34 protein-coding genes and 2 pseudogenes are annotated in these 24,973 nt (G+C 52.2%); 34 read left to right on the top strand and 2 right to left on the bottom strand.

Features of this window, described 5'->3' with window-relative positions; translation table 11 throughout:
- Window positions 1-6 precede the first annotated feature (6 nt).
- The 12 genes and pseudogenes from GO007_RS25040 (at window position 7) to GO007_RS24995 (ending at window position 7,819) form a co-directional block, all read left to right on the top strand.
- Window positions 7-1,389, top strand: a complete 1,383-nt coding sequence (locus GO007_RS25040) for a DUF3560 domain-containing protein (protein ID WP_157349373.1) — start codon at window positions 7-9, stop codon at window positions 1,387-1,389.
- Window positions 1,390-1,437: 48 nt separating this feature from the next.
- Window positions 1,438-2,001, top strand: a complete 564-nt coding sequence (locus GO007_RS25035) for a class I SAM-dependent methyltransferase (RefSeq protein WP_095104678.1) — start codon at window positions 1,438-1,440, stop codon at window positions 1,999-2,001.
- 686 nt (window positions 2,002-2,687) lie between these two features.
- A pseudogene (locus tag GO007_RS29290) lies at window positions 2,688-2,827 on the top strand (single-stranded DNA-binding protein).
- Window positions 2,828-2,857: 30 nt separating this feature from the next.
- A complete protein-coding gene (gene ssb, locus GO007_RS25030) occupies window positions 2,858-3,406 on the top strand; it encodes a single-stranded DNA-binding protein (RefSeq protein ID WP_095104676.1) in 549 nt (182 codons plus the stop codon).
- Between the two features lie 50 nt (window positions 3,407-3,456).
- Window positions 3,457-3,699 (top strand): annotated as a pseudogene (locus GO007_RS25025) (DUF905 domain-containing protein).
- A 67-nt stretch (window positions 3,700-3,766) separates the two neighbouring features.
- Window positions 3,767-5,761, top strand: coding sequence for a ParB/RepB/Spo0J family partition protein (locus tag GO007_RS25020; RefSeq protein WP_095104674.1), 1,995 nt, complete (start codon window positions 3,767-3,769; stop codon window positions 5,759-5,761).
- Between the two features lie 43 nt (window positions 5,762-5,804).
- Window positions 5,805-6,236, top strand: coding sequence for a conjugation system SOS inhibitor PsiB (gene psiB, locus GO007_RS25015; protein WP_095104790.1), 432 nt, complete (start codon window positions 5,805-5,807; stop codon window positions 6,234-6,236).
- Window positions 6,233-6,964: a plasmid SOS inhibition protein A gene (locus GO007_RS25010; RefSeq protein WP_095104672.1), complete on the top strand. Its 732-nt coding sequence runs from the start codon at window positions 6,233-6,235 to the stop codon at window positions 6,962-6,964. Before psiB ends, GO007_RS25010 begins: the two co-directional genes overlap by 4 nt.
- On the top strand, window positions 6,961-7,191 hold the full coding sequence (locus tag GO007_RS25005; protein WP_095104671.1) for a hypothetical protein: 231 nt from the start codon (window positions 6,961-6,963) through the stop codon (window positions 7,189-7,191). Before GO007_RS25010 ends, GO007_RS25005 begins: the two co-directional genes overlap by 4 nt.
- Window positions 7,188-7,427 (top strand): hypothetical protein, encoded by a 240-nt coding sequence (locus GO007_RS25000; RefSeq protein WP_157349372.1) that lies wholly within the window; start codon window positions 7,188-7,190, stop codon window positions 7,425-7,427. Before GO007_RS25005 ends, GO007_RS25000 begins: the two co-directional genes overlap by 4 nt.
- A gap of 175 nt (window positions 7,428-7,602) precedes the next feature.
- Window positions 7,603-7,755 (top strand): DUF5431 family protein, encoded by a 153-nt coding sequence (locus GO007_RS29435; protein WP_223261827.1) that lies wholly within the window; start codon window positions 7,603-7,605, stop codon window positions 7,753-7,755.
- Window positions 7,700-7,819 carry a type I toxin-antitoxin system Hok family toxin gene (locus tag GO007_RS24995; protein WP_223156217.1) on the top strand — a complete coding sequence of 40 codons (120 nt, stop codon included), beginning with the start codon at window positions 7,700-7,702 and terminating at the stop codon, window positions 7,817-7,819. Before GO007_RS29435 ends, GO007_RS24995 begins: the two co-directional genes overlap by 56 nt.
- A gap of 273 nt (window positions 7,820-8,092) precedes the next feature.
- On the opposite strand, the gene GO007_RS24990 is transcribed toward GO007_RS24995, so the two are convergent.
- Window positions 8,093-8,578: a cytoplasmic protein gene (locus GO007_RS24990; protein WP_095104669.1), complete on the bottom strand. Its 486-nt coding sequence runs from the start codon at window positions 8,576-8,578 to the stop codon at window positions 8,093-8,095.
- Between the two features lie 698 nt (window positions 8,579-9,276).
- Between GO007_RS24990 and GO007_RS24985 the strand changes: the two genes are divergently transcribed.
- The 6 genes from GO007_RS24985 (at window position 9,277) to GO007_RS24960 (ending at window position 12,522) form a co-directional block, all read left to right on the top strand.
- On the top strand, window positions 9,277-9,435 hold the full coding sequence (locus tag GO007_RS24985; RefSeq protein ID WP_223261830.1) for a hypothetical protein: 159 nt from the start codon (window positions 9,277-9,279) through the stop codon (window positions 9,433-9,435).
- A 20-nt stretch (window positions 9,436-9,455) separates the two neighbouring features.
- Window positions 9,456-9,779 (top strand): hypothetical protein, encoded by a 324-nt coding sequence (locus tag GO007_RS24980; RefSeq protein WP_095104665.1) that lies wholly within the window; start codon window positions 9,456-9,458, stop codon window positions 9,777-9,779.
- Window positions 9,780-9,833: 54 nt separating this feature from the next.
- Window positions 9,834-10,181 carry a hypothetical protein gene (locus tag GO007_RS24975; RefSeq protein ID WP_095104663.1) on the top strand — a complete coding sequence of 116 codons (348 nt, stop codon included), beginning with the start codon at window positions 9,834-9,836 and terminating at the stop codon, window positions 10,179-10,181.
- Window positions 10,182-10,274: 93 nt separating this feature from the next.
- A complete protein-coding gene (locus GO007_RS24970) occupies window positions 10,275-10,421 on the top strand; it encodes a succinate dehydrogenase flavoprotein subunit (protein ID WP_095104661.1) in 147 nt (48 codons plus the stop codon).
- A gap of 48 nt (window positions 10,422-10,469) precedes the next feature.
- Window positions 10,470-11,303 carry an N-6 DNA methylase gene (locus GO007_RS24965; protein ID WP_095104659.1) on the top strand — a complete coding sequence of 278 codons (834 nt, stop codon included), beginning with the start codon at window positions 10,470-10,472 and terminating at the stop codon, window positions 11,301-11,303.
- A gap of 688 nt (window positions 11,304-11,991) precedes the next feature.
- Window positions 11,992-12,522 carry an antirestriction protein gene (locus tag GO007_RS24960; RefSeq protein ID WP_095104657.1) on the top strand — a complete coding sequence of 177 codons (531 nt, stop codon included), beginning with the start codon at window positions 11,992-11,994 and terminating at the stop codon, window positions 12,520-12,522.
- Window positions 12,523-12,559: 37 nt separating this feature from the next.
- On the opposite strand, the gene GO007_RS24955 is transcribed toward GO007_RS24960, so the two are convergent.
- Window positions 12,560-13,036 carry a transglycosylase SLT domain-containing protein gene (locus GO007_RS24955; RefSeq protein ID WP_095104655.1) on the bottom strand — a complete coding sequence of 159 codons (477 nt, stop codon included), beginning with the start codon at window positions 13,034-13,036 and terminating at the stop codon, window positions 12,560-12,562.
- Window positions 13,037-13,459: 423 nt separating this feature from the next.
- On the opposite strand from GO007_RS24955, the gene traM reads away from it, so the two are divergent.
- The 16 genes from traM to traW all read left to right on the top strand — a co-directional run bounded on the left by traM (window position 13,460) and on the right by traW (window position 24,951).
- Window positions 13,460-13,849 (top strand): conjugal transfer relaxosome DNA-binding protein TraM, encoded by a 390-nt coding sequence (gene traM, locus GO007_RS24950; RefSeq protein WP_095104653.1) that lies wholly within the window; start codon window positions 13,460-13,462, stop codon window positions 13,847-13,849.
- 186 nt (window positions 13,850-14,035) lie between these two features.
- On the top strand, window positions 14,036-14,719 hold the full coding sequence (locus GO007_RS24945) for a LuxR C-terminal-related transcriptional regulator (RefSeq protein WP_095104651.1): 684 nt from the start codon (window positions 14,036-14,038) through the stop codon (window positions 14,717-14,719).
- An 82-nt stretch (window positions 14,720-14,801) separates the two neighbouring features.
- Window positions 14,802-15,194, top strand: coding sequence for a TraY domain-containing protein (locus tag GO007_RS29635; protein WP_095104649.1), 393 nt, complete (start codon window positions 14,802-14,804; stop codon window positions 15,192-15,194).
- Between the two features lie 47 nt (window positions 15,195-15,241).
- Window positions 15,242-15,610 (top strand): type IV conjugative transfer system pilin TraA, encoded by a 369-nt coding sequence (traA, locus tag GO007_RS24935; protein WP_095104647.1) that lies wholly within the window; start codon window positions 15,242-15,244, stop codon window positions 15,608-15,610.
- Window positions 15,611-15,623: 13 nt separating this feature from the next.
- Window positions 15,624-15,929, top strand: coding sequence for a type IV conjugative transfer system protein TraL (gene traL, locus GO007_RS24930; protein ID WP_032744112.1), 306 nt, complete (start codon window positions 15,624-15,626; stop codon window positions 15,927-15,929).
- An 18-nt stretch (window positions 15,930-15,947) separates the two neighbouring features.
- Window positions 15,948-16,514 (top strand): type IV conjugative transfer system protein TraE, encoded by a 567-nt coding sequence (gene traE / locus GO007_RS24925; protein WP_032744110.1) that lies wholly within the window; start codon window positions 15,948-15,950, stop codon window positions 16,512-16,514.
- On the top strand, window positions 16,501-17,235 hold the full coding sequence (gene traK / locus GO007_RS24920) for a type-F conjugative transfer system secretin TraK (RefSeq protein ID WP_095104645.1): 735 nt from the start codon (window positions 16,501-16,503) through the stop codon (window positions 17,233-17,235). The genes traE and traK overlap by 14 nt, the downstream gene beginning before the upstream one ends.
- The gene (traB, locus tag GO007_RS24915) at window positions 17,235-18,659 is read left to right on the top strand and encodes an F-type conjugal transfer pilus assembly protein TraB (RefSeq protein ID WP_095104643.1); all 1,425 of its coding nucleotides are present in this window, start codon (window positions 17,235-17,237) and stop codon (window positions 18,657-18,659) included. The genes traK and traB overlap by 1 nt, the downstream gene beginning before the upstream one ends.
- Before the next feature lie 62 nt (window positions 18,660-18,721).
- Window positions 18,722-19,291, top strand: coding sequence for a type IV conjugative transfer system lipoprotein TraV (gene traV, locus GO007_RS24910; protein WP_095104641.1), 570 nt, complete (start codon window positions 18,722-18,724; stop codon window positions 19,289-19,291).
- Between the two features lie 307 nt (window positions 19,292-19,598).
- Window positions 19,599-19,841: a hypothetical protein gene (locus GO007_RS24905; protein ID WP_095104639.1), complete on the top strand. Its 243-nt coding sequence runs from the start codon at window positions 19,599-19,601 to the stop codon at window positions 19,839-19,841.
- A complete protein-coding gene (locus GO007_RS24900) occupies window positions 19,838-20,242 on the top strand; it encodes a hypothetical protein (protein ID WP_095104637.1) in 405 nt (134 codons plus the stop codon). Before GO007_RS24905 ends, GO007_RS24900 begins: the two co-directional genes overlap by 4 nt.
- A gap of 263 nt (window positions 20,243-20,505) precedes the next feature.
- Complete coding sequence (locus GO007_RS24895) at window positions 20,506-20,817, top strand: hypothetical protein (protein WP_095104635.1); 312 nt, start codon at window positions 20,506-20,508, stop codon at window positions 20,815-20,817.
- Window positions 20,814-21,212, top strand: coding sequence for a hypothetical protein (locus tag GO007_RS24890; RefSeq protein WP_223261826.1), 399 nt, complete (start codon window positions 20,814-20,816; stop codon window positions 21,210-21,212). The genes GO007_RS24895 and GO007_RS24890 overlap by 4 nt, the downstream gene beginning before the upstream one ends.
- Before the next feature lie 84 nt (window positions 21,213-21,296).
- A complete protein-coding gene (gene traC / locus GO007_RS24885; protein WP_095104633.1) occupies window positions 21,297-23,936 on the top strand; it encodes a type IV secretion system protein TraC in 2,640 nt (879 codons plus the stop codon).
- On the top strand, window positions 23,936-24,325 hold the full coding sequence (gene trbI, locus GO007_RS24880) for a type-F conjugative transfer system protein TrbI (protein WP_095104631.1): 390 nt from the start codon (window positions 23,936-23,938) through the stop codon (window positions 24,323-24,325). The genes traC and trbI overlap by 1 nt, the downstream gene beginning before the upstream one ends.
- A complete protein-coding gene (traW, locus tag GO007_RS24875) occupies window positions 24,322-24,951 on the top strand; it encodes a type-F conjugative transfer system protein TraW (protein WP_095104629.1) in 630 nt (209 codons plus the stop codon). Before trbI ends, traW begins: the two co-directional genes overlap by 4 nt.
- Window positions 24,952-24,973: the final 22 nt, after the last annotated feature.

Below are 24,973 nucleotides of genomic sequence, written 5' to 3'. Positions count from 1 at the left end.
AAAATCATGACTCAGGCTTTAGCACAGGCACTTAGTGCCGAAACCATCCCGCAGACCGATGCTGAAGAAGGTATCGACCAGGTGTACCGGGGGACCTATTCCCCGGATGATAACAAGCTGCGGCTTTATGCCTCGCAGCGCCTCGATGAGGAAACGTATAAGAGGGTGCATGATGCGGGGTTCCGGTGGGCGCCGAAACAGGGGTTGTTTGTTGCGCCAGCCTGGACGCCGGGCCGGGAGGATGTGTTAGTGTCCCTCGCCGGCGATATCGGGGACGAAGACAGCACGCTTTTTGACCGTCAGGAGCAACGCGCGGAACGCTTTAACGACTACAGCGACAAACGCGCCGGTGAATCTGAGCGGGAGCTTGCGCATGTCGATGCGCTGGCATCGTCGATCCCCTTCGGTCAGCCGATCCTTGTTGGCCATCACAGCGAACGCCGCGCGCGCCGTGATGCACAGAAAATTGAAAACGGCATGAAACGCGCGGTGATGCTGTTCGGGCGCGCGGAATACTGGGAAGAACGCGCGCAGGCCTCACTACGTCACGCGAAGTACAAAGAGCGTCCGGATGTGCGTTACCGCCGTATCAAAAATCTCGAGGCGGAATTACGCAAGGCTGAAAAGCACATTGCCCGGTCTGAAAAGTATCTCACGATGTGGCGCGCGCAAACGCTGGATCTGAACATGGCGTTGCTGGTCAGTAATTACGACCATATTTCAGCCTGTTTCATGCTCGATAAATACCCCCGCCTGGCAGAGAAAAGCCAGTATGAAGGCTCAAGGTCCCTTTATTCGGCGCTGTCTGAGGAAATCATTACTTTTGAACAGGCGCGGGATATTGCGATCCGTTGTCATGAACGCACGATCCGACATCAACAACGCTGGGTTAATCATTACCGGAATCGCCTGGCCTACGAACGTGCGATGCTCAATGAAAGCGGTGGCGTCGTCACCCGGATACAGGAATTTGAGCCAGGCGGTCAGGTGAAAAGCCGGGGCGAGTGGTTAACCATTATCCGCATCAACAAAAGCAATGGTCAGGTCAGCTCAGTGGAAACACCGTGTTATCGCTTTCTCGGGTATGGGGGAACCATGAAACTGACCCCGGATCGCATCACCGACTATAAAGCCCCGTCAGCCGAAGAGGTCAGCACCGCGAAACAGGCTGCAAAACGTCCACCGATCGTCAACTATCCGGGGGAGGGATTCCAGGAGATGACAAAAGCCGAATGGGCCAAAATGCCGGGGGATTATAAGGCTGTCCGGAGCGTGGCCGAAAATGAGACGCACGGCGCGTACCGCTTCCGCCGCTGCATGACTCACGGTTGTACGCTGGTGAATGTCTATATCACCGACATGAAAACGGTACAAATTCCGCAAAAATAACAGGCAGACTCCCCGGCAGGGTGCCGGGGAGCTCAGGGAGGTTGACTTATGCGCAGCGAACTCAGGGATCGCATCCGGACGATGCGGGCTAGGCTGGATGGCCGAACACCTGTTACAGAAATCCGGGCAAGCTCTCAGCTGTTTGTCTCGCCCGATCCGGTCTGCCGTCGCCTGGTCAGTCTGGCGGAGGTGGTGGATTCTGATCATATTCTCGAGCCGGAAGCGGGAACCGGCGCCATTCTGCGGGCGGTCAGGGAAGCCGCGCCACGGGCACAGTGTGACGCCGTGGAGCTGAACGCGGATTTAGTCCGCCATCTTCGGGAAAATTTCCCGGGCGTCAGCGTCTGGCAGGGTGATTTTCTGGAGTACCGGCCGGAAAACCACTACAGCAAAATTATCATGAATCCGCCTTTTCATCATGCGCAGGATATCAGGCATATACAGCGAGCAGTGACGCTTCTGGCGCCCGGCGGCGTTGTGGCCGCAGTCTGTCTGAACGGGCCGCGGCAACAATCCATACTGAAGCCGCTTTCTGATGCCTGGGAGCCATTGCCGAGAGGGACATTCGCGTATACCGACGTTTCTACTGTTCTGCTCAGGATCGCAGTCTGAAAGCACGGTTAGCCCGGCGGGGGAGTGAGCCCCCGTCTGGCCGCGCCGGAAAAGGCTGCGCGCCTGCGGCGCAGGAAGAACGGGCCGCGCTGACGCGCCGCTGGCTCTCCCTCTCCGCGTTCATCCTGTCCCTCTCTTCCTTCTGGTATTCAGGTTTACTGTTGTTTCTTTTCTCCTGTTCCGGTTGAGCAGCTGATGAAGCGTGATAATTCACCTGTTTCTGCCGCCTTTCCATTTTGCTCTTCGTTTAGTTCAGGTCCTGCAGTGGGCGTCCGGGCGGGCTGTCATGCTTCGCACAGAGCCAGCTGCGCCGTCTCTGCCCGGCCCCTCCGGGGCAGCGGGTTTCCATCCCATGACGCAACGTCAACAGCAGGCTTGCAGCCTCCGTTCCGGAGGCGCCGCCCTGTCGCGCCGTGTCCTGCGCTCCCTGCACCCCGTCGAAAAACAACGGCCGCCGGGCTGTAAGGCGCAACGCCGTTTCGCGTGCCGCGCTCCGACGTTGCGGCGGGTCCCTGCTCATTTCCTCTCCTGTGCCTTTTCACCGTTTAAGTCCCTTTCGCCGGGGCTGAGACAAGCACAACCCGCCTGGCTGTCCAGGGACGGCGTGGCCTTTCGCAATAAATTTTTTCCGGCCATTCCGCTTCGCGCCATTAGACCGAAAAAAATTTCCCGCTCACCCCGGACATCTGCACCGGGCCGTGCTCGTTGACGCCCTTGCGGCGAAGGTTCTCAAACGGGTGAAGGTCATACCATCGGGAACAAAACAGCAGGTTCCCGCAAACGTCAAAACCGCGGCTCCCGAAACTCAACGGGTGATGGTTTTTAAAAGCAATACAACGGATTAAGGAGATTCATCATGGCAGCACGAGGCATCAATAAAGTCATTCTGGTTGGTCATCTGGGGCAGGACCCGGAAGTGCGTTACATGCCCAACGGCGGCGCAGTGGCAAACCTGACGCTGGCCACATCTGAAACATGGCGTGACAAACAGAGCGGGGAACTGCGCGAAAACACCGAATGGCACCGTGTTGTCATGTTCGGCAAGCTTGCAGAGGTGGCGGGCGAATATCTGCGTAAAGGCGCGCAGGTCTATATCGAGGGCCAGCTGCGCACCCGTAACTGGCAGGACGAGGCCGGAACCACACGCTATGTCACCGAGGTGCTGGTCGGGCAAAACGGCACGATGCAGATGCTGGGCGGCCGTCGTGAGGGGAGTTCGTCTGAGAGCGCCACACCTCAGCAGCCCGCGAAGCCGCAGATCCCGGCACAACCCGCTGAGGCGCCGGTTAACTCCCCGAAAGCGAAGGGCGGTAAAAAAGCCCGTCAGAGTGCAGCGCCGTCGCAGCAACCCCCGCAGCCGTCACCGGATGATTACCCACCGATGGATGACGATGCCCCCTTCTGAATCATGATGAATACGCCCCGTTAACGGCGGGGCAGAAAAAGGAGATGTACATGAACCACAACGTTATGCCCCCTCTGAAATCTCTGCCGGACGGCACGTTCACCCGTGATCAGGCGTCAGAGGTGGCAGCGCAGTATCAGAATGTGGCGATTGAAGACGATCAGGGTACCCGCTTTCGCCTGGTTGTTCGTCGGGACGGCGAGATGATCTGGCGCGTCTGAAATTTTGAACCCGGCGGTGAGTACTGGATGAATCGTTATATCCGTGACTACGGAGTACGTAAAACGCAATAAGCAGTAAGAGGTGCCGGACAGGTGGGCTGTCCGGCAGACAATCATCAATATCAGAGAGGTATCAATTATGTCCGCCACCGAGTCTAAAGCAAAAGCACCGGCAAAAACCAGCAAAAAAGCGGCTCAGGCTGCAGCTGCAGAAACCCTTAAAGCCGCACTGGAAGCCGCTCAGATTGAATATGTCCCCCTGTCCTGCTTAGTCAGATCGCCGCTAAATGTCCGTGTGATTCCTTACCCGGAGGCCAGCGTACGCAGCATGGCCACATCCATCAAAGCCGTGGGGCTGTTGCAAAATCTGGTTGTCCACACGTTGCCGGAAGGAAAATCTGGCGTTGCGGCGGGAGGTCGCCGGCGCGAGGGGCTCAATCTGCTCACCAGTGAAAAGGAAATTGACAGCGAGTATCTGGTGCCTGTTAAGCGTGTCAGCGACGACGTGGCGCGGCTTGTTTCTTTCATCGAGAACGATGAACACCTCTCGATGCATCCGGCTGAGCAAATCTACGCCTTTCGCGACCTTTCAGCGCAGGGGATGACACCTGAGCAGATCGGCGCCCAGATGGGGTACGGTGGTCGCCACGTTAAGCGCATGCTCAAACTCGCCGGGCTGGCACCGGAGCTTCTGGCTCAACTGGCAAAGGATGAAGTCACGATTGAGCAGTGTCAGGCGCTGGCGCTCGAAAATGATCCGACCCGTCAGCTGCAGGTCTATGAAAACGTCAAATCCGCCTATGGCCATACCGCTCCACATCTGCTGAAAAGTGCAGTGACAGACCGGGAAATCTCGTTAAAAAGCCCGGCCTTTGAGTATATCGGGCGTGAATGTTATGAGGCCGCTGGCGGTGTCGTGCGCGAAGACCTGTTCAGCGCGGATGATGGAGAAGGCACAGCAGACAAGGAGCTGACGGAGAGCCTTATCCACCAGAAACTCTCTGCGCTGGCTGACGAGATCCAACAAAATGAGGGGTGGGCATGGGCACAGGTTCGCAGCGATCCCGTTCGTCATTGGGGGGATGACTCCCGAATTTTTCAGCTGACGCCTGAACCCGAGGCAAATTTCACCGCTGATGAGCAGCAGCGTCTCGATGAGCTCTATGCCACACAGGAGGCGACCGAAACACACGATGATGAATATGCCATTCAGGCACTGATTGACGAAATGGAGAGCGCGGCCGTCAACCGTGAATGGACCCCAGATCAGAAAGCGGAATGTGGTGTGGTGGTCAGCTTCTGGGGCGCGGAAGTGAACATTCAGCGAGGCGTCCGCCAGATTGCCCCGGAGCGGGAGGTGGATGATCAGGCTGACCAGAAAAAAAATACCGTCATCACTAAAAAAATTGAAAACCCCGTGGACAGCATCAGCGAACCGCTGCTGAAAAAAATGTCTTCTGAGCGCACCCTTGCCGTTCAGGCTGCGTTGATGCAGCAACCACAGAAAGCCGTGGCGCTGATGGTCTGGCGGCTGTGCGCCTGTGTGTTTGATTACGGTGGTATGTCAGCCAGTCATCCCTTCGAAATGAAAGTCACTGAGCATCATACATCCCTCGTCAGCGACTCCCCGGCCGGAAAAACCGGAAAAGCCTGGCAGACGCTGATGCAGGAAAAAGCACGCCTGCAGGCACTGTTACCGGAGGGCTGGTCGAAGGATTTCACCACGTTTTTCACCCTCGACGGGGAAATCCTGATGTCCCTGATGGCGTTCTGTACCGCCAGTTCAGTGTATGGCGTGCAGACCCGAACAATGGGGCATACCACCCGAAGTCCCCTTGATGGCATGGAAACAGCGATCGGCTTCGATATGAGGGACTGGTGGACACCGACCGCAGACAATTTCCTCAGTATGCTCAGCAAACAGCAGATTGTTAATGCGCTTAACGAGGCAGGAAGAACGGGTGCAGCAGCTGATGCCGGGAAAATGAAGAAAAAAGACGCTGCAGAGCATGCAGAGCATGCCCTCGCGGAGACCCGATGGGTTCCTGAATGGATGCAGCCACCGGCCACAGCGAAACCCGTCATCACTGATGATGCAGCAGACGCTGATGATCATACGGCTCACGCAGCCTGATAACGGAGACGCCGCCCTGCGGGGCGGCCATAAGGAGAAGAATATGAACACGATCATTACTACCGATGTCCTGAAAACCATGTTCGCCGGAGAGCTGGAAGACTACCGCGCCGCCGGTGAAGATTTTCGCCGTGAACTCACCCATGCCGTGATGCGGGACCTGTCCTGTCCGGCGAGCTGGGACGTCAACGGAGAATATAAAAGCGAGTTCGGCGGATTCTTTCCGGTACAGATCCGTTTTTCCCCCTCCCACGGTCATTTTGATGTGGCGGTCTGCAGTCCGGGAGAGCTGAGTACGCGCTGGATGGTCGTCTTTGTGACCCGTGGCGGCCAGCCGTTCTCTGTTGTTCGTAGCATGGAAGCATTTAACCCGGAGTTGATCTCCCACACGCTGGCATTGATAGCGTGTCTCGATACTGACGGTTATTCCTTTGCCAGCATCATCAGTACCCTGGCACAGGAGGGCGCACTATGATCCCCTCATCCCATGCCATTGTGACCCTGAAACCTGCACGGCAGGCTGCTTTGCAGGCCATCATGTTCGTGGAAGACGCTCAGTTACGGGGTGCGCGTTTGCCCTCAATGCCCCATGTCCGGACATTTCTGCGAATTCTGACCAGGAACAGCCGCATGAACACGGCAGTGGCGCAGCGCATTCCCGGCCTGAACTGGGACCCGAAGCATCGCCTGAGTAGCCTCAAACAGGTGGAGGAGGCGCTCGATGAACTGATTGCCAGCCACGGGGAATGCTGCCCGCTGCCGCTGCCGGTGGATGTTCAGGCCGAATTGTTTCCGGAGGTGCAGCACACACGGACAGAGCGCCGGTTGCAACGCAGAAACATCGCGTTTACCCGTAAGATGCGCCGGGAAGAACGGGTGCTGGCGCATCACTGGCGGTTACGGCAGAACCTGCTGGGACAGGCAGTCACGGAGCTGAATTTTCAGTCGCCGGAGACGGTCAGCAGCTGGTATCGCCGGTGGGCCGACGAGTTTGACGCGCGGGAGCTGGAGCCTGCTTTCTGGCACTGGCGGTCGCGGTTTGCCTCGCTGGCCTCCCTGGACTGGCTGCGTGACGCGAAGGAGCCACTGTACGGGGTCATTCATGAAATCGGCTTCATCGTGAGTGACTCCCCGGAGGCTGTCCGTCAGGCGGAGCGCTGGCAGGTACCCAACAAACTGGCGCTGCAGAGGCGATCGGTATGAGAAACAATCCCTGGAAAACAGAGTTGAAAGTGGCCCGCAGTCAACGCAACAAGCTGCTAACAATGTCTGCCCGCCTTACAGAGATGACCTGCGAGTGGGACGGACTCAGTGGCTGGCTGGAGACCGAAAGCGAGCGACTGGTTGAGAGTATCAACCAGCATATTCAGGCGCTGGATGAGCAAATCCGGGATTGGGCCAACGGGCGCAGTGACAGGGAGGTTGAATGAGTATTGTCAGCCGGCAATTCGATAAAAAGGAAGCAGGTACCGTGTTTCGCCATGCGGTATCAGGAAAACGGTTATGTCGGCTTGATGCAAGGCTGACGCGGGATGACTGGATGCTGTTACACGGTTTGCTCAGTCTGGTGTACCACGCAGGCATCAGTACCGGCAGTGAACAGCGGGCGGCAGAAATACGGGAAGCTCTGGGGTATCCGGCGGAGAACGAACAGAAAAAAGTATGAGGATATAGCCTTTTTTCAGATGGTTAGTCCTGGGTGGATAATGGACTACAAGGTATAATGGCGACGGCGCTTGAGGCTTTTTGCCTCATGACGTGCAGGTGGTTTGTTACCGTGTTGTGCGGCAAAAAGCAGAAAGCCCCGTAGTTAATTTTCATTAACCCACGAGGCCACCTGTATGCCTAGACAACATCAGGATAGCCTCTTAGATGCCGCAAGGCAAGGAGAAGAAGGCCATGAAACTGCCGCGAAACACTCTGCTCGGGTGCGTATTAATAGTGTGTCTCACATTGCTAATATTCACTTACCTGACCCGGAAATCACTCTGTGAAATCCGGTACAGGGACACGAACAGGGAGGTGGCAGCTTTTATGGCTTACGAATCCGCTAAGTAGCTAACCCCGGCGGGGGGAAACCCCCGCCATTCAGGGGCTGAGACTGTCTGGACAGGCCTGAAGCGCCTTTATGAAGGGGTTACCGGTTCGCCGGTAGCCCCTTTTTCCCCTTCAGAGCAACCGCACGCATGTACAGCTGAAGGGCAGTTCCCCTCCGGGGAACGGGGCAGGGCGGCAGTGCCTCCGGCGCGGCCGCTCTCTTCCCTGCCCGTGCGACAAATGTGATACATGCTAATGCTAATGTACGCGTCCATTAGCGTTAATCTCGAGGACTTATTCCTCCTGCTTTCTGGCCGTGCGAATACCTGCCTGGTAGTGCTTCCTGACGCTTTCAATATCGCTGAGGGTAGAGGCCCAGCAGGAGTGTGCTGCCAGTCGGTAGCGCTCTGCCACTTCACTTATGACAGAGGGCGAACTGTCACGGCTGCGATGAACACGTCCTTTCTGGCCAAAGGTCGCCACAATAATATTCTGACTCCCTGAACGACCAAAAAGGGCGGTGCAAAGGCGTTTTACCACAAGGGGCGTGAAGTCCAGTTCGACACTCTCCGCAATCTCAAAAATGAAGCACTGCATCCGGTAAGTTTTGTATCGCTTCACTGCTGCACTCAGGCGGGCGGCACGTTTCGGGTAGTCCCAGGTATCGTCACGATAGCGGAGCAACTCGGTTTCATAATCTCCGGCCAGGTCGTTACGTGTGTAAGAAAAATGGCTGAAAAAATGAGCGCGTGCCAGCTCTGTTGATGACTCATTTTCCACAGGACACCTCGTTAATTAATGCTAATGTATGCGTACGTTAGCATTAGTCATTGTGTTTTGCGACAGATAACGGACTCGTTTCTCATCTCCGCTTTGCTTCTCAAAGGCTTAGCAAAGAGGGTCTGAACCATAACTAAAGGCAGGGCAATGGCCACCTTCGGCTCCCGATCAGCTGCGCTGCTCAGTCGTCGAGCCCCACTCCGCCAGGGCAGCTGCTACGCACCCGCCAGGCTCCGCCGAATCCGCGGGGCGGTTTCGGGCTAACGCTAGGGTCTGATGGCTAACGTCAACGGCGCGCTTGCTGCGTCCGTTCCGGTCGCGCCGCTTTCACCGTGCCGGCGATAAAGCTGCCGGCACTCTGATGGCGCCACGCCGTTCCGTCGTGTCGGGTGTGTTCATTCTCATCCCTTCCCCTGGTGAGTCATCTCTCGTCCGTTCCCCGGCGAAGGGCTGGTCGTAGCACCGCCGTGTCGTCATCCAAGGGGTAAATAAACTCCGCCAAAAACTTTTTGCCAGGGACCGCAAAAACTTTTTGTCTCCGCCCCTTGTTCTCCTCCTTACGACGTTGCTCCTTTGCCCTTTGCCGCCAGGGAACTCACCGAGAGATGGATTAACCACCAGACCAGAGGAAAAGCAGAATGAACACACAGAACGTCAACGTCAAAACCGCCACCAAAGAATCTACCGAAAGATGGGTTATGGCCTGCCCGGAACCGATCGCAGCAAAGATACTGGCATTTCACGGACAGAGCGCCAGCTATGCATTTAATGTCCTGGCTGATTTGAAAGCTGCCGGTGCGTCATATGCACGACGGAACATTATCTCCGATATGTTCCAGCGTTTAGGTGTGAATTAACCCACTGAAGGTGAACTGCTATGAACCGTAGAAATATGCACCTGCGCACTGATGGCTTTATTCGCAATATCCACACCCGTAACCCGTTCGATGTTATCCGCGCGGATGTAGTACTGGCGCGTATTGAGAAAGAGGCGGGGCGGTGCTGCGGGATGCACTTCGAACTGTATCAGGCCCGTGTGTTGGGCGATGCGCTGGATTATCTGGAAGCCCTGCCGCTGAAAGACCGTCCGATCTTAATGGGCGCGGCGGCAAAGCGCGGTTACATCCTGACGCTTTCGGAAGAAGAGCACGCGCTGAAAGCAAAAAAAGTGCTGATGAGCGAACTGGCGGCAAACGAATAAATAAACACAGGGGGCGGCATGTCGCTGCCATCCCTTAACCCGAAGGAGAGACCCATGTACTTACACCTGACCGAATCCTCTGCAGTCCTGGGAATGCAGGCCACTGCAGAGACAGAGCGCGCGTACTGGCTGAGTCTTCGTAACGATGCGGTGAAAGCACCGGAAGAAATCGATGTTCATGCCTTTCATGAGGCGCTCGGACTGATGTACCCGCTGAACTGGTCAACGAGCGAAAACAATGAATGGGAGTCCTTCATGATGGCTGAAATGTACTGCTGTGACGTAACCGAAATTTACGCCCGGAACGGAGCACATTACTACCGTCTGCGGGACGTGTGTCAAATGAGCCATGCGCAGATTAAGACGCGCATTAAGGAGGCGCTGAAACTGGCCCAGAAATGAAAAAAGCAGGCTTTCGCCTGCTCATTCAACGCCGGATACCTACCCGCAAAAGTGCGTATCCGGCTTCATCAAAAACCACATGGAGATAACACCATGAAATTTGACCCTCAAATCGTCGCACAGGCGAACGAGTTTGTAAATGCCTTACGCAGCGGGAAGCGTGCCCACGTTCCCGCTATGCGCCTGGAATACTGGCAGCAGTTCATGGTCACGGTATACGCTGGCCTCGGTCTGGCGTGATGTGAAACCTGCCGCTCTGTAAGGGGCGGCTTTTCCAGGAGAAAAATCATGTCACAGCTAAGTTTTGCCGATGTTTTTGATATGGCCAGAGAGAGCGCTGACAAAAGACCGGCCACACAGGACATGCTGCAGGGGATCGAATGTGTGCCCTCTGTTCAGAAGATGATGAGCGCGCATTATAGCCGGAGCCATTTTATCAGCGTGTTCAAATCCACAGGCCGCCATCTGGGGCGCTGGGAAGTGTTCAGCGATTTTTTGTCTCTCGCCGCCAGTGAGCTGGATATGGCCCGGATCAGAACGCCTGAGAGCATGGAGCACTGCCGGAAAATCTGCGCGCGGTACGAGGCTTCAGATATCGCGAACATGCAGGAGATGTTTTGCCTGATGGTGTGCGCGCTGGAGGCAAAATTTCATGATTTCCTCGGCGCGATTTTTATGGAGCTTGAGCTGGGTGATAACTTTCGTGGGCAGTATTTTACTCCGTATTCGGTGCAATGCCTGATGGCGCGGATGCTGATGCCAGGCGTCAGAGATACTATCAGCCGGGAAGGGATTGCCACTGTCAGCGACCCGGCCTGTGGGGCTGCCGGGATGCTGATCGCCTATGCAGAGTGCCTGCTTGACGCAGATATCAACCCTTCCATGCACATGTTCGGCAGCTGCATCGATATCGATCCGGTGGCGGCAGATATGGCCTTCATCCAGCTGTCACTTCTGGGGATAGCGGCGGAAGTGGTGACGGGGAACACGCTCACGATGCAGTTCCGGCGGGTGAGGTATACCCCGGTTTACTACCTCAACGACTTTGAAAAACGGCTGGCAGACCTGGGCCGGTTCAGGGCAATGCGGGACTTTATGCGCGGAATACAGGAGGCCGCGTAAATTACCAGAAGGGCAGGGAAGAACCTGCCCAACCTCTGAAAAAGGCCGCGCGCCTGCGGCGCAAAATAATACCGGCTGCGCTGACGCGCCACCAGTATTAATATCGCGCGTTATTAGCCCCTCTCTTTTATTTTCTTTCTGCCGCTTTCTGTCTTTCTTCTTCCTGCTGTTTTTCTTTCTCGGTATTTATTTAACTTTGCTGAAAATAAGGCTTATTACCCCGGGCGTACGGAATATGGCCACCTTCGGCTCCCGATCAGCTACGCTGCTCAGTCGTCAGCCCCACTCCGCCAGACAGCTGCTGCGCACCTGTCAGTCTCCGCCGAACCCGCGGGGCGGTTTCGGGCTAACGCTAGGGTCTGATGGCTAACGTCAATGGCACGCTTGCTGTATCCGTAAACGGATACGCCGCTTTCACCGTAGCGAAAATATTCGCTACTCTGAAGACCGTAACGATAATTCGTCTGGCGACCAATTTCCGTTACGGGTTGTGTGCATTCTCCTCAGCTGTATCTCGTCCGTTTTCATCATTTCGCGGAGGGCTGCTTCTAGCATCAACCGCTAAATAAATACAGGGGTAAATGAACGCAAAGCGCCCCTGTATTTATTCATCGCCTGCTGCTCATTGCCCTTTGCCGCTCAGTGATGAAGTCGAACGAAACAATAAACCGCTAAGGAGTAAACCAGAATGCACACAAAAAACGTCAACGCCGCCACTCGAGAATCAGCCGAACAATTTAAAACAGATAAATATCATCGCTACTGTGTGACTGACAGTGAGGAGCGCGAGGATTTCATCCCGGCACTCTTTTTTACTCCGTCGGCAATAAATATGGTAGCCAGCTGGTTACGCCAGTATTCGGATTACAGTAACGGCGCATGGGATTACTGGATTATTCCGCAGGGTGTCGGCGGGAATGTGGCGCCGAACCGGATTCAGTTCATTACGACACAGACGGGATATATTGCACCGGCAGGTGAACAGTATTACAGAATGGTGATACCCGAAAATAATTTTGACAGCGACGTGAGTGCAGATGCTGCCGGGATCATCTCCACGCTGATGATAATTAACTGGTTGTCCTGGCAGGTTGCGGATATGGGGGCGGGATATACCCATGTATGCAAACATCTCATTGCCCGACAGGATGCGCTGAAAAGTTATCTCAGCATTATTCATCATCCGGAGAGTCATTTAATCTTGCGAGCAATTGATTGATTTCAATCTTAACGTAAAGACCTCTTGATTGAGGTCTTTATCGTTGTGTCGGCTGAACCTGGCCCGCTTTGTTATTCGCCTTAATAGCCCTGTAAATGGCCTCGATCTTCCTGGCATACTGCAGACGTCTCATGGCCTGCTTCTCCGTTCTGCTAAACCCCGCATTGTAAGCTCCGACAGCCTCCCAGCTCACTCCCCATTTTTTAAATGCCAGTGCCAGGTAATAGGCGCCGGTGTAAATGTTCAGGCAGGCGTCCGTCAACAGGTGATGCGGTTTTATTCCAAAGCTCGACAGCTTTTCAAAATTCTGCGAGTCAATTTGCATCAGTCCTGAACCATAGCCGGAGACAGGATTCTTTCCGATAGCGTCAATTTTGAATTTTGATTCCTGCCAGGATATAGCCCTGAGCAGATCCGGATCGATTTTGTAATCGCGTCCGGCAAGGGTAAAACAATCTGCAGCATTGGCGGCAAACGAGAATACAAAAAAAACGGCAATGATGATGCTCCGCATCGTTTTCCCCTCCAGGGTCGATTTCTGGAAATACGTTAACCCATCCCAGACGCGGACTCAACAAATATGCACTCCTCACCACAAAATCACCACACCCCACGCAAAATTAAAATTTTGCAGATTGCGCTTTTAAATTATGAGTTTACGGATATAAACTTTCTGTTTCTTTCTAATGGAAAGTTAAATCAGACTCTAGAACAACTCTATGTAGAGTCGGCGTAGAGTCTATATAGAGTCGTTACCGACTATTCTTTGAAAAAAGAGTAAGATGGTGGGGACTATACTCTAGAGTGTAGTCCTTTTAAGTGCGATACTTTTCGAAGGGGACTCTAGAGTGTAGTCTGGACTCTCTTCTGCGTTTTGCCGAAAAAAATATGCACTATATACACTATCATGATTTGACACTTATAGTAGGGAGAGGCTATGCCAAGGGTTCAGGTTTATATAAGCGACCAAGTTGTTGAAAAAATTAACGCTATAATTGAAAGCCGCCGTGTTGAAGGTGCAAAAGATAAAGACGTCAATTTTTCAAGTATCAGTTCAATGCTGATAGAGTTGGGGTTGCGTGTCTATGAAGCCCAGATGGAAAGAAAAGAATCAGGTTTTAATCAGATGGCCTTCAATAAAGCTTTACTTGAGTACGTAGTTAAAACTCAGTTTTCGATAAACAAAGTTCTGGGTATGGAGTGTTTGAGTCCCCATGTAAAAGATGACCCAAGATGGCAATGGAAAAGTATGGTTCAGAACATTCAGGAGGATGTGCAGGAAGTTTTGCGAACATACTTCCCTGAGGTTGAGTCCGAAGAGTCTTAATGAATTATTCTATTTTATATTTAATAAATAGAATAATGATCTGTGCTCTATTGGTGACATTAAGAGATAATTGGTTTATTATCATTTTATAAGATTTAATTTAACTTAAAATTTGATTATCGCAGGTATGAGAAGACTTCACCTTCTCATACCTACTGCCCATAGAGACCTAACAAGGAGGCCGCTATGTATCCGATGGATCGTAAAGAAAAAGACACCTGCCGTCAATCCCTGGCATCTTCTCTTCAGATGCTTATCATGAACTATTCCTTCCCTGCGTGCATTCATACCCATGATGGTTTTTTCCCAGCATTCAATCCTGCTTTTTTAACGGAGTTTGGAAACGGACCCGTTTCAGATAAATACTGGGAGGCGCATTTCGGAGTAGATGATTTCCTTCATCTCCGTGAAATTGAGCTCATCTTGCGCGGTGAAGACGCCGACTTTCATATAGAGAAATGTGTATATATGAATGATAAGCAGTTTGATTTCACACTGGAGAAAATTCAGCAGAGTGGGGAGGTTTATTATCTATGGAAATTTGGTAGATCGCTAAATACCAATGAAAAGATAATCAAAGATTTACCTATGCATAATGACATTATTCAATTTATGAAAAACGTCAAGGAATTGTCGAGGACTGAATTCGATTTTTTAGGTTTGTATTCTGGAGGTGCTAGTCATAATTTGATATCTCAAATCATGGGCTGTAAATATGCTTCTTCGAGAAATGCCGTGAGTGAAATACTTAAGAAGTTGAAAATTAGCAACAGAGATGATGCCTTTTTAATAGTTCACCTGAGTGAATTGGCTGTGCCCATAATGAAAGGGGTTAAAAATATAATAATAAAGAATGTTAATAACTTGTAAATAAAAGGGTGACATCTTTCCAGTTGTTTTTTGAAAAGAAGTAGGGAACAATTAATATAGCTTTTGTTATTGAGGCCCTATTGTGAAACGACTTGTTAATCGTACCGCTACAGGTAGTGCTGTTGTTTTTAGTTGCGATGAAGATACCTACCAAAAATTGGTGTTAGCAACACTACGCAGCGGGAGAGTAAAAGGTACCGAAGTACAATTGCGAGTAGATGATCACCTAAGAAAACAACCTGAGCTGTACGATGTGCAGAATTTATTATGTACGAAGGAAAAAAGGTCCAAAAAACTCTTCCTTCGTTTTGATAAAGATACAAATAGATTGTTAATTCAGGCGAAAAACAGAAGTGGTCGCTCTAAAACACTCGAGGTGTATCTTCGTCTCAAACAACATCTGGAGAAGTTTCCGGATTTCTATAGTTCTGAAGTAGACATTATCAGGAGGGAAGTAACAGAGAGTAAAGAATGAACTAGCAGTTAATTTATCTTAAACCATCATTAGATAAGGAAATAATCATGAATGCTGTATTAAGTGTTCAGGGAAATGCTTTCTCTGAAGAAACCAAACCGTCTTTTCTGTCACGCGTTTTCAATAAAAAGACAGCGCTGAAAGTGACCAAGGCTGCGCTGCCGTTGGCAGTTCTGGCGTCGTTCTTCCCGGACGTTGCTATGGCCACCACTACCGCAACAGACCTGATGAAATCCGGTGATACCACCGTGAAAGGCACCTTCGGTAAGTCTTCCAGCGTGGTCAAATGGGTTGTTCTGGCTGAAGTTATCGCGGGCGGCATCATGTATATGATGACCAAAAACGTGAAGTTCCTGTTCGGCTTCGCCATCATTTCGACCTTTATTACCGTCGGTATGTCGGTCGCAGGTTACTAACAGGATAAAGGTGATGACGGGAGACGAATTAAAGAAATACCGTTTCCCGGAAACACTGACAAACCAGTCCCGCTGGTTTGGTTTATATCTCGATGAGCTTATCCCGGCCGTCATTTGCCTCGGCTGGGGTTTCTGGACCAGTAAGTTCCTCTTTGGTATAGCTGCAGCGGTACTGGTTTTCTGGGGTATTAAGAAACTCAAAAAAGGGCGGGGCAGTACCTGGTTGCGCGACCTTATTTACTGGTATCTGCCGACATCCCTTCTTAAAGGATTTTTTCACGATATCCCGGACTCCTGTTTCCGGCAGTGGATTAAATAAAACAGTGGGGAATAACACATGGAACATGGCGCCCGACTCAGCACCTCGCGTGTCATTGCGCTGGGATATATCTGTATGGGGACAGTCCTTCTTCTCAGTCTGTCTACCAATATCATTCTGGGGATTAATAACTACCGCCTTCAGAACGAACAGAAGGTGGCGGTTACTCCCATGCTGTTCAATGCGCCTTTCGCTGTTTCTCAGAATCAGGCGGACGCTTCTTATCTTGAACAACTGGGCATGAGCTTTATTGCATTACGTCTGAATGTCACGCCGGAAACGGTCGACGCCCAGCATCAACAACTGCTCCGGTATGTATTACCTGCCTCACAGAACAGTCTTAAGGTCCAGCTGGCTGAAGATGCGAAGCGGATAAAAGACAATAACGTGAACTCCACTTTTTATATGACGTCTGTTCGTGCGTATCCGGCAGAAAATCGGGTGGATTACCGTGGAGAACTGAAAACCTGGATAGGGGATTCTGCGCCCTACAGTGAAATTAAAAGTTACGTCCTGCAGTTTAATCGTGTTGATGGTGTCAGCTGGCTGGCGCGTTTTGGAGAAATAAATAATGAAAAAAATTAACCCGTTATTTATCTCCGGTTGCCTGTTTTTTTCGCTACCTGCGATATCGGCTACCCTCAGCGGTACGCTGGCACCGACTGTTGTACCCCTGGCCAACGGCGGACAGGCAAACATCGCTGTCAGCAACACAGACCCAAACCTCTTCACGGTACCAGGAGACCGGATCACCGCCATTAACAGTCTGGATGGCGGGCTGACGAACCAGGAGCAGACCGACAGTGGCGGGGCGATCCTTGCTACGGTCAGCAAGAAACCATTCACGTTTATTGTGGAAACAGAGCGCGGCCTCAACTTTTCTATCCGTGCGGTGCCGCGTGCCGGAGTGGGCCGGACTATCCAGCTGGTATCCGAGCTCATTGGCACGCCCGGGCCGGCTAAATCATGGGAGGAATCCAACCCGTATGAAAGCGTTCTTGTTTCGCTGAACCGCGCTGTTCGCCAGGGTCAGATCCCTGATGAATACCAGTCCATCCCTGTCACATCAGAAGTGTTATCCGTGCCTGCCGGCCTTCGCGCCACGGCGGCCCGGGTCTGGACCGGTCACCATCTAAAAGTTGTTCTGTACAACGTTGAAAATGTAACGCTGTCGGCGCGAAACATCCGGGAAAGCGATTTCTGGCAGGCGGGAACTCGCGCCATCATGCTCAGTGGCTCCGCGAGCCAGCTGGTTGGCGGTGGTCGCATGCAGGTCTGGGTCACCACGGCAGAGGAGTCACGTTGATGGCCAACTTTAATACGCTAATCAAACGTAAACAGTATCTCTGGCTGGTCCTCATTCTTGTCGGTGGTGCATGTGCGATTGCCGGCGGGATGTATCTGTCCGATCTGAATCTGAGTTCAGAAGAAGAAGCCCCCATACAGGGTGAACCGGCGCCGGACATGACCGGGGTGGTGGACAGTCAGTTCAACAGTAAGGTGGAGCAACATGCGACTACGGAAATGCAGGCCACTGCAGCAGATCTGAATAAGCGCTTTGGCGCTCTGCAGGGGGAAGTGGATTTGCTCAGTAAAGCGCGCAGCGCAGACCAGATCCGTATCGACAAACTCAGCAATGAAAATGTGGCCATGCAGGAGCAACTTAAGACGCTGGGCGTGAAACCAGCCGTGTCTGGCGGCGAGCCTGCGCCTTCGCCACCCTCGCCGCCTCCGGGACCGGAAGGGGAGCCGCAGCCGGCAAATTTCCCCCCTCAACCTGGTGGGGCAGTCCCTCCGCCAACAGCGTTCTATCCTGGCAATGGCACCGTGCAGGCTCCACAGGTTAGCTATCAGTCCGTACCGGTACCGAACCAGATACAGCGCAAAACGTTCAGCTATGACCGCGGTAAGAAAACGAAGTCACTGCCCTACATTCCGTCAGGCAGCTTTGCCAAAAGCAAGCTGATCGAAGGTGCCGATGCCAACGCTTCCGTTACCGGGAATGAATCAACCGTACCGATGTCGCTGAGAATTATTGGGCATGTGGAAATGCCGAACAGCAAAACCTATGACCTGACTGGTTGCTTTGTCGGCCTCGAAGCCTGGGGTGACGTATCGAGTGAGCGCGCCATCGTTCGCACCCGCAATATCAGCTGTATCAAAGGCGACAAAACTATCGACCAACCCATTAAGGGTCATGTGTCCTTTATGGGCAAAAACGGCATAAAAGGGGAAGTGGTGATGCGTAACGGAAAAATCCTCGGCTGGGCCTGGGGGGCTGGGTTTATTGACGGGATTGGTCAGGGGATTGAGCGAGCTTCGCAGCCAGCTGTTGGTCTGGGTGCCACAGCCTCCGTTGGCGCCGGTGATGTCCTGAAAATGGGGATTGGCGGCGGATCATCGAAAGCTGCACAGACGTTAGGCGATTACTACATCAAACGCGCTGAGCAGTATCACGCGGTGATCCCGATCGGCGCGGGCAACGAAGTCACCATAGTGTTTCAGGACGGTTTCCAGCTGAAAACTATTGAGGAGCTTGAAGCGGAGAAAAATGGACAACAGCAGGCACAGAACCAGCAGCAACCCGAACAACCTGAGAGCAGGTCACAGCAATCCGGCGGGAACCTGAATGGTTTTAATACCGATGAGATGCTGAAGAAACTGGGCAAGCTGGACCCGCATCAGTTCTCGCCGGGAGCAATGTCGGGGGGCGAAAACTCAGGTCAGTAAGTCAGGGCATCAACAAGGGTTAATCACCATAAATAACCCACCAGGAATATAAAGGGGAATACATGAAGGAATTAATACTGTTAATTCCTCTGGGCAGCGCTTTGCTCTTAACCGGGTGCGCGGGCACAGAGTCCGATTTTGAATGTAATGCCACAACATCCGATACCTGTATGACGATGGAGCAGGCGAATGAGAAAGCAAAAGCCCTGGAGGAACACGCATCAGCAAAGCCGGCTGCGGCAGGGTTGCCACGACTGGCTGACGGAAATTTCAGGACGTCTTCGCCAAACTCATACCCGCTGCCGCCGCAGCCAGTCATTAAACCGGTGCGAAATACTGCGCCCGCTGTGACGGTGAGCAATAAATCCGGGTTCCTGAATACGGTACCGGTCAATCATGATGACGTCCTGAGAACCCGGACTGCTCCGGTATATATCAGGCCGGTTAGTGTTGGTACCTATACCTCTCCGTCTACGGTACCCGGTAATTATCCAAGGCCGCTAAGAAAGGGTGAGCAAACAGCATCATTATGGATAGCGCCTTACGTTGATTCTGAGGATGTCTATCACCAGCCCACAACGGTTGTATTTGTTGTTACACCATCGGCGTGGGGCCAGCCCCGCATTAACTAATTAGCAGCGCCGTTAATGGCGCTGTGAATACTGAATTAATACCGGATTTAAAACGAGTGCCCTGTGCGTTGAAAGGGATGGGCGGTAGCGTGTTTTTTCTTCTGGAGAGCATTATGGGTAATGATAACGTTTTAAACTTCTTTTGTTGCCTGACTGCACCCTGAAGGAGGTTGATATTCCTACCGGCTTTTTAACCAGTAACATTAACCGACTGGATTGTTCAGATATTGTTGTTAATGTCGCGACGGACAGGTACGACATGGCCATATCTGCTTATGACAAATCCAAAAATCAGGAGTGATACAGGATGATTAACTTTATAGACTTTCCTGGCGGTAAAGAGAGTTCATTCTTTATCTCTCGTGATGAAACGCAAGCCACTGCTGATATGAATGAATGGATTGGAAGTCATGCAATTTCAATAATCTCGATTGAGACGATAGTGAAAGAATATCATTTTATTTGCATCAGACTCTGGTACTGCATTGAAATCAAAACCAGTGAGTCTTTGAACGATGCGATGGACTCTATACACCGGGGTGGGAAATGACTGCTTACTATATCGACGGTGTTAATATTGCCTGGCTAAATGGTGTATGCTTATTTCTTATCTTTGCCGGGTTTATCGTGGCACTGGCCATGTTTATCATCCCTAAAAAAATTAATCTGCGAGTCAACAGAGGTAATACATTTATCTTTAGTGTGCTTATAACGTTGGCTGCGTTTGTCACGGTTGTCGTCTTTACCAGAGGGGCATTCACGATGGATGAGCTCGAAGCCGGGAGACACTGGAAGAATGACTGCAAGCTCCTGGAGGTGAACATCCCGACAGGCACGTTTACCGAACCAGTGAATAAACTGGAATGCGCCGGTGTCATCATTAATGCACCGGTGCTTCAGTATGATAAGTATATCCGCCAGTGGAAATTGTATCAGGCTAAAAATAGATGAAGGTAATGTTTTTAAAGCTCACCCTTTTATTTGTATTTTGTGGTATCCCGGTTGCGGTGTTTTTTTTATTTTTGTTGCAGTGATTACCTTGAAGGATTACCTGCAACTCCTGAGCAACTGACCGCTATTTCACAAGAAACCCCCTGCGCAAAAGAAGCGTTTAAACAGGCTTTAAAACCTGATGCCTGGAAGAACAATCCGGACCTTTAAGGTCACCAGGTTTGCTTGCAATGACTAGTGGCGTTGTATGAAGGTAAAACAAAATGGATAAGATTGATTTATTTGTACTTGCTATTTTAGTGTTGGTTTTAACCATCGTGGGTGGTGGAATCTTTAATAAATATATTATGCCGCCGGACCATATAGCAACAGATGATGAACTGTTAATGATTTCGAGGGAAACGCCCTGTGCAGCCGAAGAATTCCTTAACGCGCTGACCCCGTCGGACCGCTCCAACAGTAAACCTCTGACAATCCGTGATGCACGCAACCTCGCATCAGAATGTACGGAGAGGGACGAGGAAATTAATCTGCACGAAAAACAACTAAAAACTCTCAACGGTATAAATAAATGAAAGGGGTGATGACAATGGGGTTTGTTACAAAATACGGGTCTTTGTTTGTCCCTGTTATCTACTGGCTTGTTTATCTGGTAGTCAGGTTTACTTATAACGGACTGGCGGGAGAGTACACGCCTGATTTCATTCAGAGCATTCGTCATGACGGTGTGTTTATTATCTGTGGCTTACTGGTGTTCTATCTTGCTTGTTTACGAATTAAAGACAGTGGTAGTGAAATCTCAGCAGTACTCTTTTGGTCTATTGTTGGTTTTCATGTGGCTGCGTTAGTTCTTACGCTTCTTATCTGTTTATGGAAGGGGGCGCTTTTGTGGGACGTTATTTTCTTCTGGCAACTGGGGGCCTCCATGTTATTGCTGTTTTTTATGCCTGCTTACCTTCTCCTGCGGTGATTAAACCGTTAATGCTGATATTTTCACGATAATCTGTTTTCTACTTTAGATGGTTAATTAACACCCTCATTAAGGAACGCTCGCATGAGTAATAACCTGATGGATACCGTTGCTCAGGCCGTGAATTCGCTGGTGTCTGCGTTTAAATTGCCCGACGAATCTGCCAAAGCCAACGACATGCTGGGCAGCATGAATTTCCCACAGTTCAGCCGGGTTTTGCCCTATAAGGATTATGACTCTGCGACCGGACTGTTTATTAATGCCAAAACCGTCGGTTTTATGTTTGAGGCCCGACCTTTACCGGGCGCTAACGCACATATCGTGGCCTCGCTGGAAAACCTGCTGAGAACCAAAATTCCCCGCGGTGTTCCGGTGACCATTAATCTTATCTCGAGCAAGCTGGTCGGGGACGATATTGAGTATGGGTTACGGGAGTTCAGCTGGAGCGGTAAAGAGGCCAAAAAGTTTAATGCCATTACCCGCGCCTATTATCTTCGGGCGGCTGAAACACAGTTCTCCCTGCCTCCGGGGATGGATTTACCCCTGACTCTGCGTAACTACCGTGTCTTTATCTCCTGCTGTGTACCCCGAAAGAAACATTCGAAAGCACAGATCGTCGAGCTGGAGAACCAGGTAAAAATCATCCGGGCTTCCCTGCAGGGTGCGCAAATTCCAACGCGGATACTGGATGCCCAGGGCCTGGTCGATATCGTGCGTGAACAGGTGAACCCTGATCCGGGTGAAATGTACCGTAAGCCTTACAAACTGGACCCGTACCAGGACCTGAATTATCAGTGTGTGGATGACAGTTTTGATATGCAGGTCACTGCAAACCACCTGAAGATTGGTCTGCTGGACCGGAACGGTAAAGAGAAAGTCACCCGTGTTACCAATTATCATCTGGCCCGCGATCCGGAAATCGCCTTCCTCTGGACCAGTGCGGACAACTACGCCAACCTGTTGAACCCGGAGCTCTCCATCTCCTGCCCGTTTGTCATCACGCTGACGTTAATGGTGGAGGACCAGGTGAAGACCCAGAACGAGGCCAACCTGAAGTACCTCGATCTGGAGAAAAAAAGCAAAACCTCTTATGCGAAATACTTCCCGTCAGTGGAAAAAGAGGTTCAGGAGTGGGGGGACATCCGCCAGCGGCTGGCTACCAATCAGTCCTCTCTGGTGAGTTACTTCTTTAATATCACGGCCTACACCGACGATAACGCCGAAGCCTCTCTGGCGACCGAGCAGCAGATCCTCAACAGCTATCGTAAAGGCGGCTTTGAGCTGCTGCCCGCACGTTACCACCATCTGCGAAATTATCTGGCCATGCTGCCGTTTAAATCCGGTGAGGGGCTTTTCAAAGAGCTTCAGGCTGCAGGCGTCGTCAAGCGGGCAGAAACCTTCAATGTGGCCAACCTGCTGCCGGTTGTTGCCGACAGTCCGTTAGCGCCTGCCGGATTACTGGCGCCCACCTATCGCAACCAGCTGGCGTTCATCGACCTGTTCTATGAGGGGATGAACAACACCAACTTCAATATGGCGGTCTGCGGGACCTCCGGGGCGGGTAAAACCGGCCTTATTCAGCCACTGATCCGCAGCGTGCTGGACTCTGGCGGTTTTGCCTGGGTATTCGACATGGGCGACGGCTATAAGTCCTTATGCGAGAACATGGGCGGGGTTTACCTCGACGGTGACTCACTGAAATTCAACCCGTTTGCCAACATTCTTGATGACGCCAATTTTGACCTGTCGGCTGAGCGTATCCGCGACCAGATGTCGGTGATGGCGAGCCCGAACGGCAACCTGGATGAGGTGCATGAAGGTCTGCTGCTGCAGGCGGTGCAGGCGGCCTGGCTGAGCAAGCGTAATAAGGCCCGTATCGATGATGTGGTCGATTTTCTCAAAACCGCGAAAGAGAGTCAGGAGTACGCCGAGTCACCGACCATTCGCAGCCGCCTGGACGAGATGATTATTCTGCTCGACCAGTACACGGTGAATGGTATCTACGGCGATTACTTCAACTCCGATGAACCGTCATTGCACGATGATGCCCGGATGGTGGTCCTCGAGCTGGGCGGTCTTGAATCGCGGCCTTCCCTGCTGGTCGCGGTCATGTTCTCGCTCATTATCTACATTGAAAACCGGATGTATCAGTCCCCCCGAAGCCTGAAGAAACTGAACGTCATTGACGAGGGCTGGCGGCTGCTGGACTTCAAAAACGAAAAAGTCGGCACCTTTATTGAGAAGGGTTACCGTACCGCGCGCCGCCACCTGGGGTCATATATCACCATCACGCAAAATATTGTGGATTTCGACTCACCCACCGCATCCAGTGCGGCCCGGGCGGCCTGGGGTAACTCCTCATACAAAGTCATCCTTAAGCAGTCTGCCAAAGAGTTTGCCAAATATAACCAGCTCTACCCGGATCAGTTTACGCAAATGCAGCGGGACATGATTAACAGCTTTGGGTCAGCCAAAGACCAGTGGTTCAGCTCCTTCATGCTGCAGGTGGAGGCACATACATCCTGGCATCGTCTGTTCGTCGATCCCCTCAGCCGCGCAATGTACTCCTCAAGCGGGGCCGATTTCGAGTACATCAAAGGTCGCAAAAAGCAGGGAACGGACATTCACGACGCGGTGTACGAGCTGGCCAGCCGGAATTTCCCGGCAGAAATGTCTGACCTGGAAGCCCGCATTGCCCATGACAACATAAGGAACGTAGCCTGATGGACAACAACTCTGAGCAGCAAAGAACGACATTCTTCACTTTACGACGGAGTCTGACCGTTATCGCCCTCATGGGCACCATTCTGGCGACCAACGTCTTTATCACGCGTCTGGTGCTGGCACATACCGCGCCACGGGTGGTGGCCTTCGATATGAAGAAGACGCTGGACAGTTTTATGGACAGCGTCAGCCAGAAGCCGCTGTCAGAGGCGCAGTCAAAAGCGCTCTCAGACCGCTTTAACGATGCGCTGGAGCAGAGCCTGGCCGACTATCAGAAAACGAATCATGTCCTGATCCTGGTTTCACCGGCCGTGGTTCAGGGCGCACCCGATGTCACCCGTAAAATCCAGACCGACATTGCCACCCGAATGAAGGGGGCGCGGGAATGAAACGCACCGGTATTGCCGTGCTGGCGTTTTGCCTGATTTCCCCGGGCGTGCCGGCTGCTGACCTGGGAACCTGGGGTGATCTATGGCCGGTTCAGGAGCAGGACATGCTGACGCTCATTACTCAGCGTCTCGAGGCGCTACAGAAGTCGGGGAAATGGGGGCAGGAAATGGAAGCTTTCAAAGGACGCGTGATTGAGAACAGCCAGCGACCGGCGCCGGTTGAGGGAGTAGGGAAAGCGGATAAGTATGAACAGCGCTGGTTCGACCCCAGTATCCGGCTGACTGAGGACCTGAAAGATCACAACGGGCGGGTGTTCGCGCGCAAAGGCGACGTTCTGAATCCGCTGAAAACGGTCCCCTTTATGCAGACGCTGTACTTTATCGACGGTGACGATCCGGACCAGGTCGCCTGGATGAAACGGCAGGTCCCCGACACCCTGATAAGCAAAATTATTCTGGTGAAAGGGAGCGTACCGGATACGTCAGTGGCGCTCGATGCCCGAATTTATTTTGACCAGAACGGTGTGCTTTCAAAACGGTTCGGCCTGACCAGGGTGCCGGCGCGCATTACCCCGGCGCCCTCTGGTGAGCGGCTGAACATCGAGACATTCCCCGCTCATCAATAAGGATGTTGCCGTGAAACCTTTA

The organism is Klebsiella sp. 10-1 (assembly GCF_009758445.1).
In the GTDB taxonomy this organism is placed as follows: domain Bacteria; phylum Pseudomonadota; class Gammaproteobacteria; order Enterobacterales; family Enterobacteriaceae; genus Klebsiella; species Klebsiella scottii.
This window is presented reverse-complemented; position numbering and strand designations above follow the sequence as displayed.

Excerpts from the sequence above, each read along its gene's own strand:
- ssb (WP_095104676.1), top strand. The coding sequence starts at position 2,858 with ATGGCAGCACGAGGCATCAATAAAGTCATTCTGGTTGGTCATCTGGGG.
- GO007_RS24985 (WP_223261830.1), top strand. The coding sequence starts at position 9,277 with ATGGCCTGCCCGGAACCGATCGCAGCAAAGATACTGGCATTTCACGGA.
- GO007_RS24905 (WP_095104639.1), top strand. The coding sequence starts at position 19,599 with ATGATTAACTTTATAGACTTTCCTGGCGGTAAAGAGAGTTCATTCTTT.
- GO007_RS24970 (WP_095104661.1), top strand. The coding sequence starts at position 10,275 with ATGAAATTTGACCCTCAAATCGTCGCACAGGCGAACGAGTTTGTAAAT.
- GO007_RS24975 (WP_095104663.1), top strand. The coding sequence starts at position 9,834 with ATGTACTTACACCTGACCGAATCCTCTGCAGTCCTGGGAATGCAGGCC.
- GO007_RS29435 (WP_223261827.1), top strand. The coding sequence starts at position 7,603 with ATGCCTAGACAACATCAGGATAGCCTCTTAGATGCCGCAAGGCAAGGA.
- traM (WP_095104653.1), top strand. The coding sequence starts at position 13,460 with ATGCCAAGGGTTCAGGTTTATATAAGCGACCAAGTTGTTGAAAAAATT.
- traC (WP_095104633.1), top strand. The coding sequence starts at position 21,297 with ATGAGTAATAACCTGATGGATACCGTTGCTCAGGCCGTGAATTCGCTG.
- GO007_RS24955 (WP_095104655.1), bottom strand. The coding sequence starts at position 13,036 with ATGCGGAGCATCATCATTGCCGTTTTTTTTGTATTCTCGTTTGCCGCC.
- GO007_RS25010 (WP_095104672.1), top strand. The coding sequence starts at position 6,233 with ATGATCCCCTCATCCCATGCCATTGTGACCCTGAAACCTGCACGGCAG.
- traE (WP_032744110.1), top strand. The coding sequence starts at position 15,948 with ATGGAACATGGCGCCCGACTCAGCACCTCGCGTGTCATTGCGCTGGGA.
- GO007_RS24895 (WP_095104635.1), top strand. The coding sequence starts at position 20,506 with ATGGATAAGATTGATTTATTTGTACTTGCTATTTTAGTGTTGGTTTTA.
- psiB (WP_095104790.1), top strand. The coding sequence starts at position 5,805 with ATGAACACGATCATTACTACCGATGTCCTGAAAACCATGTTCGCCGGA.
- traK (WP_095104645.1), top strand. The coding sequence starts at position 16,501 with ATGAAAAAAATTAACCCGTTATTTATCTCCGGTTGCCTGTTTTTTTCG.
- GO007_RS24965 (WP_095104659.1), top strand. The coding sequence starts at position 10,470 with ATGTCACAGCTAAGTTTTGCCGATGTTTTTGATATGGCCAGAGAGAGC.
- GO007_RS24890 (WP_223261826.1), top strand. The coding sequence starts at position 20,814 with ATGAAAGGGGTGATGACAATGGGGTTTGTTACAAAATACGGGTCTTTG.
- GO007_RS25040 (WP_157349373.1), top strand. The coding sequence starts at position 7 with ATGACTCAGGCTTTAGCACAGGCACTTAGTGCCGAAACCATCCCGCAG.
- traA (WP_095104647.1), top strand. The coding sequence starts at position 15,242 with ATGAATGCTGTATTAAGTGTTCAGGGAAATGCTTTCTCTGAAGAAACC.
- traW (WP_095104629.1), top strand. The coding sequence starts at position 24,322 with ATGAAACGCACCGGTATTGCCGTGCTGGCGTTTTGCCTGATTTCCCCG.
- GO007_RS24900 (WP_095104637.1), top strand. The coding sequence starts at position 19,838 with ATGACTGCTTACTATATCGACGGTGTTAATATTGCCTGGCTAAATGGT.
- GO007_RS25020 (WP_095104674.1), top strand. The coding sequence starts at position 3,767 with ATGTCCGCCACCGAGTCTAAAGCAAAAGCACCGGCAAAAACCAGCAAA.
- traL (WP_032744112.1), top strand. The coding sequence starts at position 15,624 with ATGACGGGAGACGAATTAAAGAAATACCGTTTCCCGGAAACACTGACA.
- GO007_RS25005 (WP_095104671.1), top strand. The coding sequence starts at position 6,961 with ATGAGAAACAATCCCTGGAAAACAGAGTTGAAAGTGGCCCGCAGTCAA.
- GO007_RS24980 (WP_095104665.1), top strand. The coding sequence starts at position 9,456 with ATGAACCGTAGAAATATGCACCTGCGCACTGATGGCTTTATTCGCAAT.
- trbI (WP_095104631.1), top strand. The coding sequence starts at position 23,936 with ATGGACAACAACTCTGAGCAGCAAAGAACGACATTCTTCACTTTACGA.
- traB (WP_095104643.1), top strand. The coding sequence starts at position 17,235 with ATGGCCAACTTTAATACGCTAATCAAACGTAAACAGTATCTCTGGCTG.
- GO007_RS25000 (WP_157349372.1), top strand. The coding sequence starts at position 7,188 with ATGAGTATTGTCAGCCGGCAATTCGATAAAAAGGAAGCAGGTACCGTG.
- traV (WP_095104641.1), top strand. The coding sequence starts at position 18,722 with ATGAAGGAATTAATACTGTTAATTCCTCTGGGCAGCGCTTTGCTCTTA.
- GO007_RS24960 (WP_095104657.1), top strand. The coding sequence starts at position 11,992 with ATGCACACAAAAAACGTCAACGCCGCCACTCGAGAATCAGCCGAACAA.
- GO007_RS24945 (WP_095104651.1), top strand. The coding sequence starts at position 14,036 with ATGTATCCGATGGATCGTAAAGAAAAAGACACCTGCCGTCAATCCCTG.
- GO007_RS25035 (WP_095104678.1), top strand. The coding sequence starts at position 1,438 with ATGCGCAGCGAACTCAGGGATCGCATCCGGACGATGCGGGCTAGGCTG.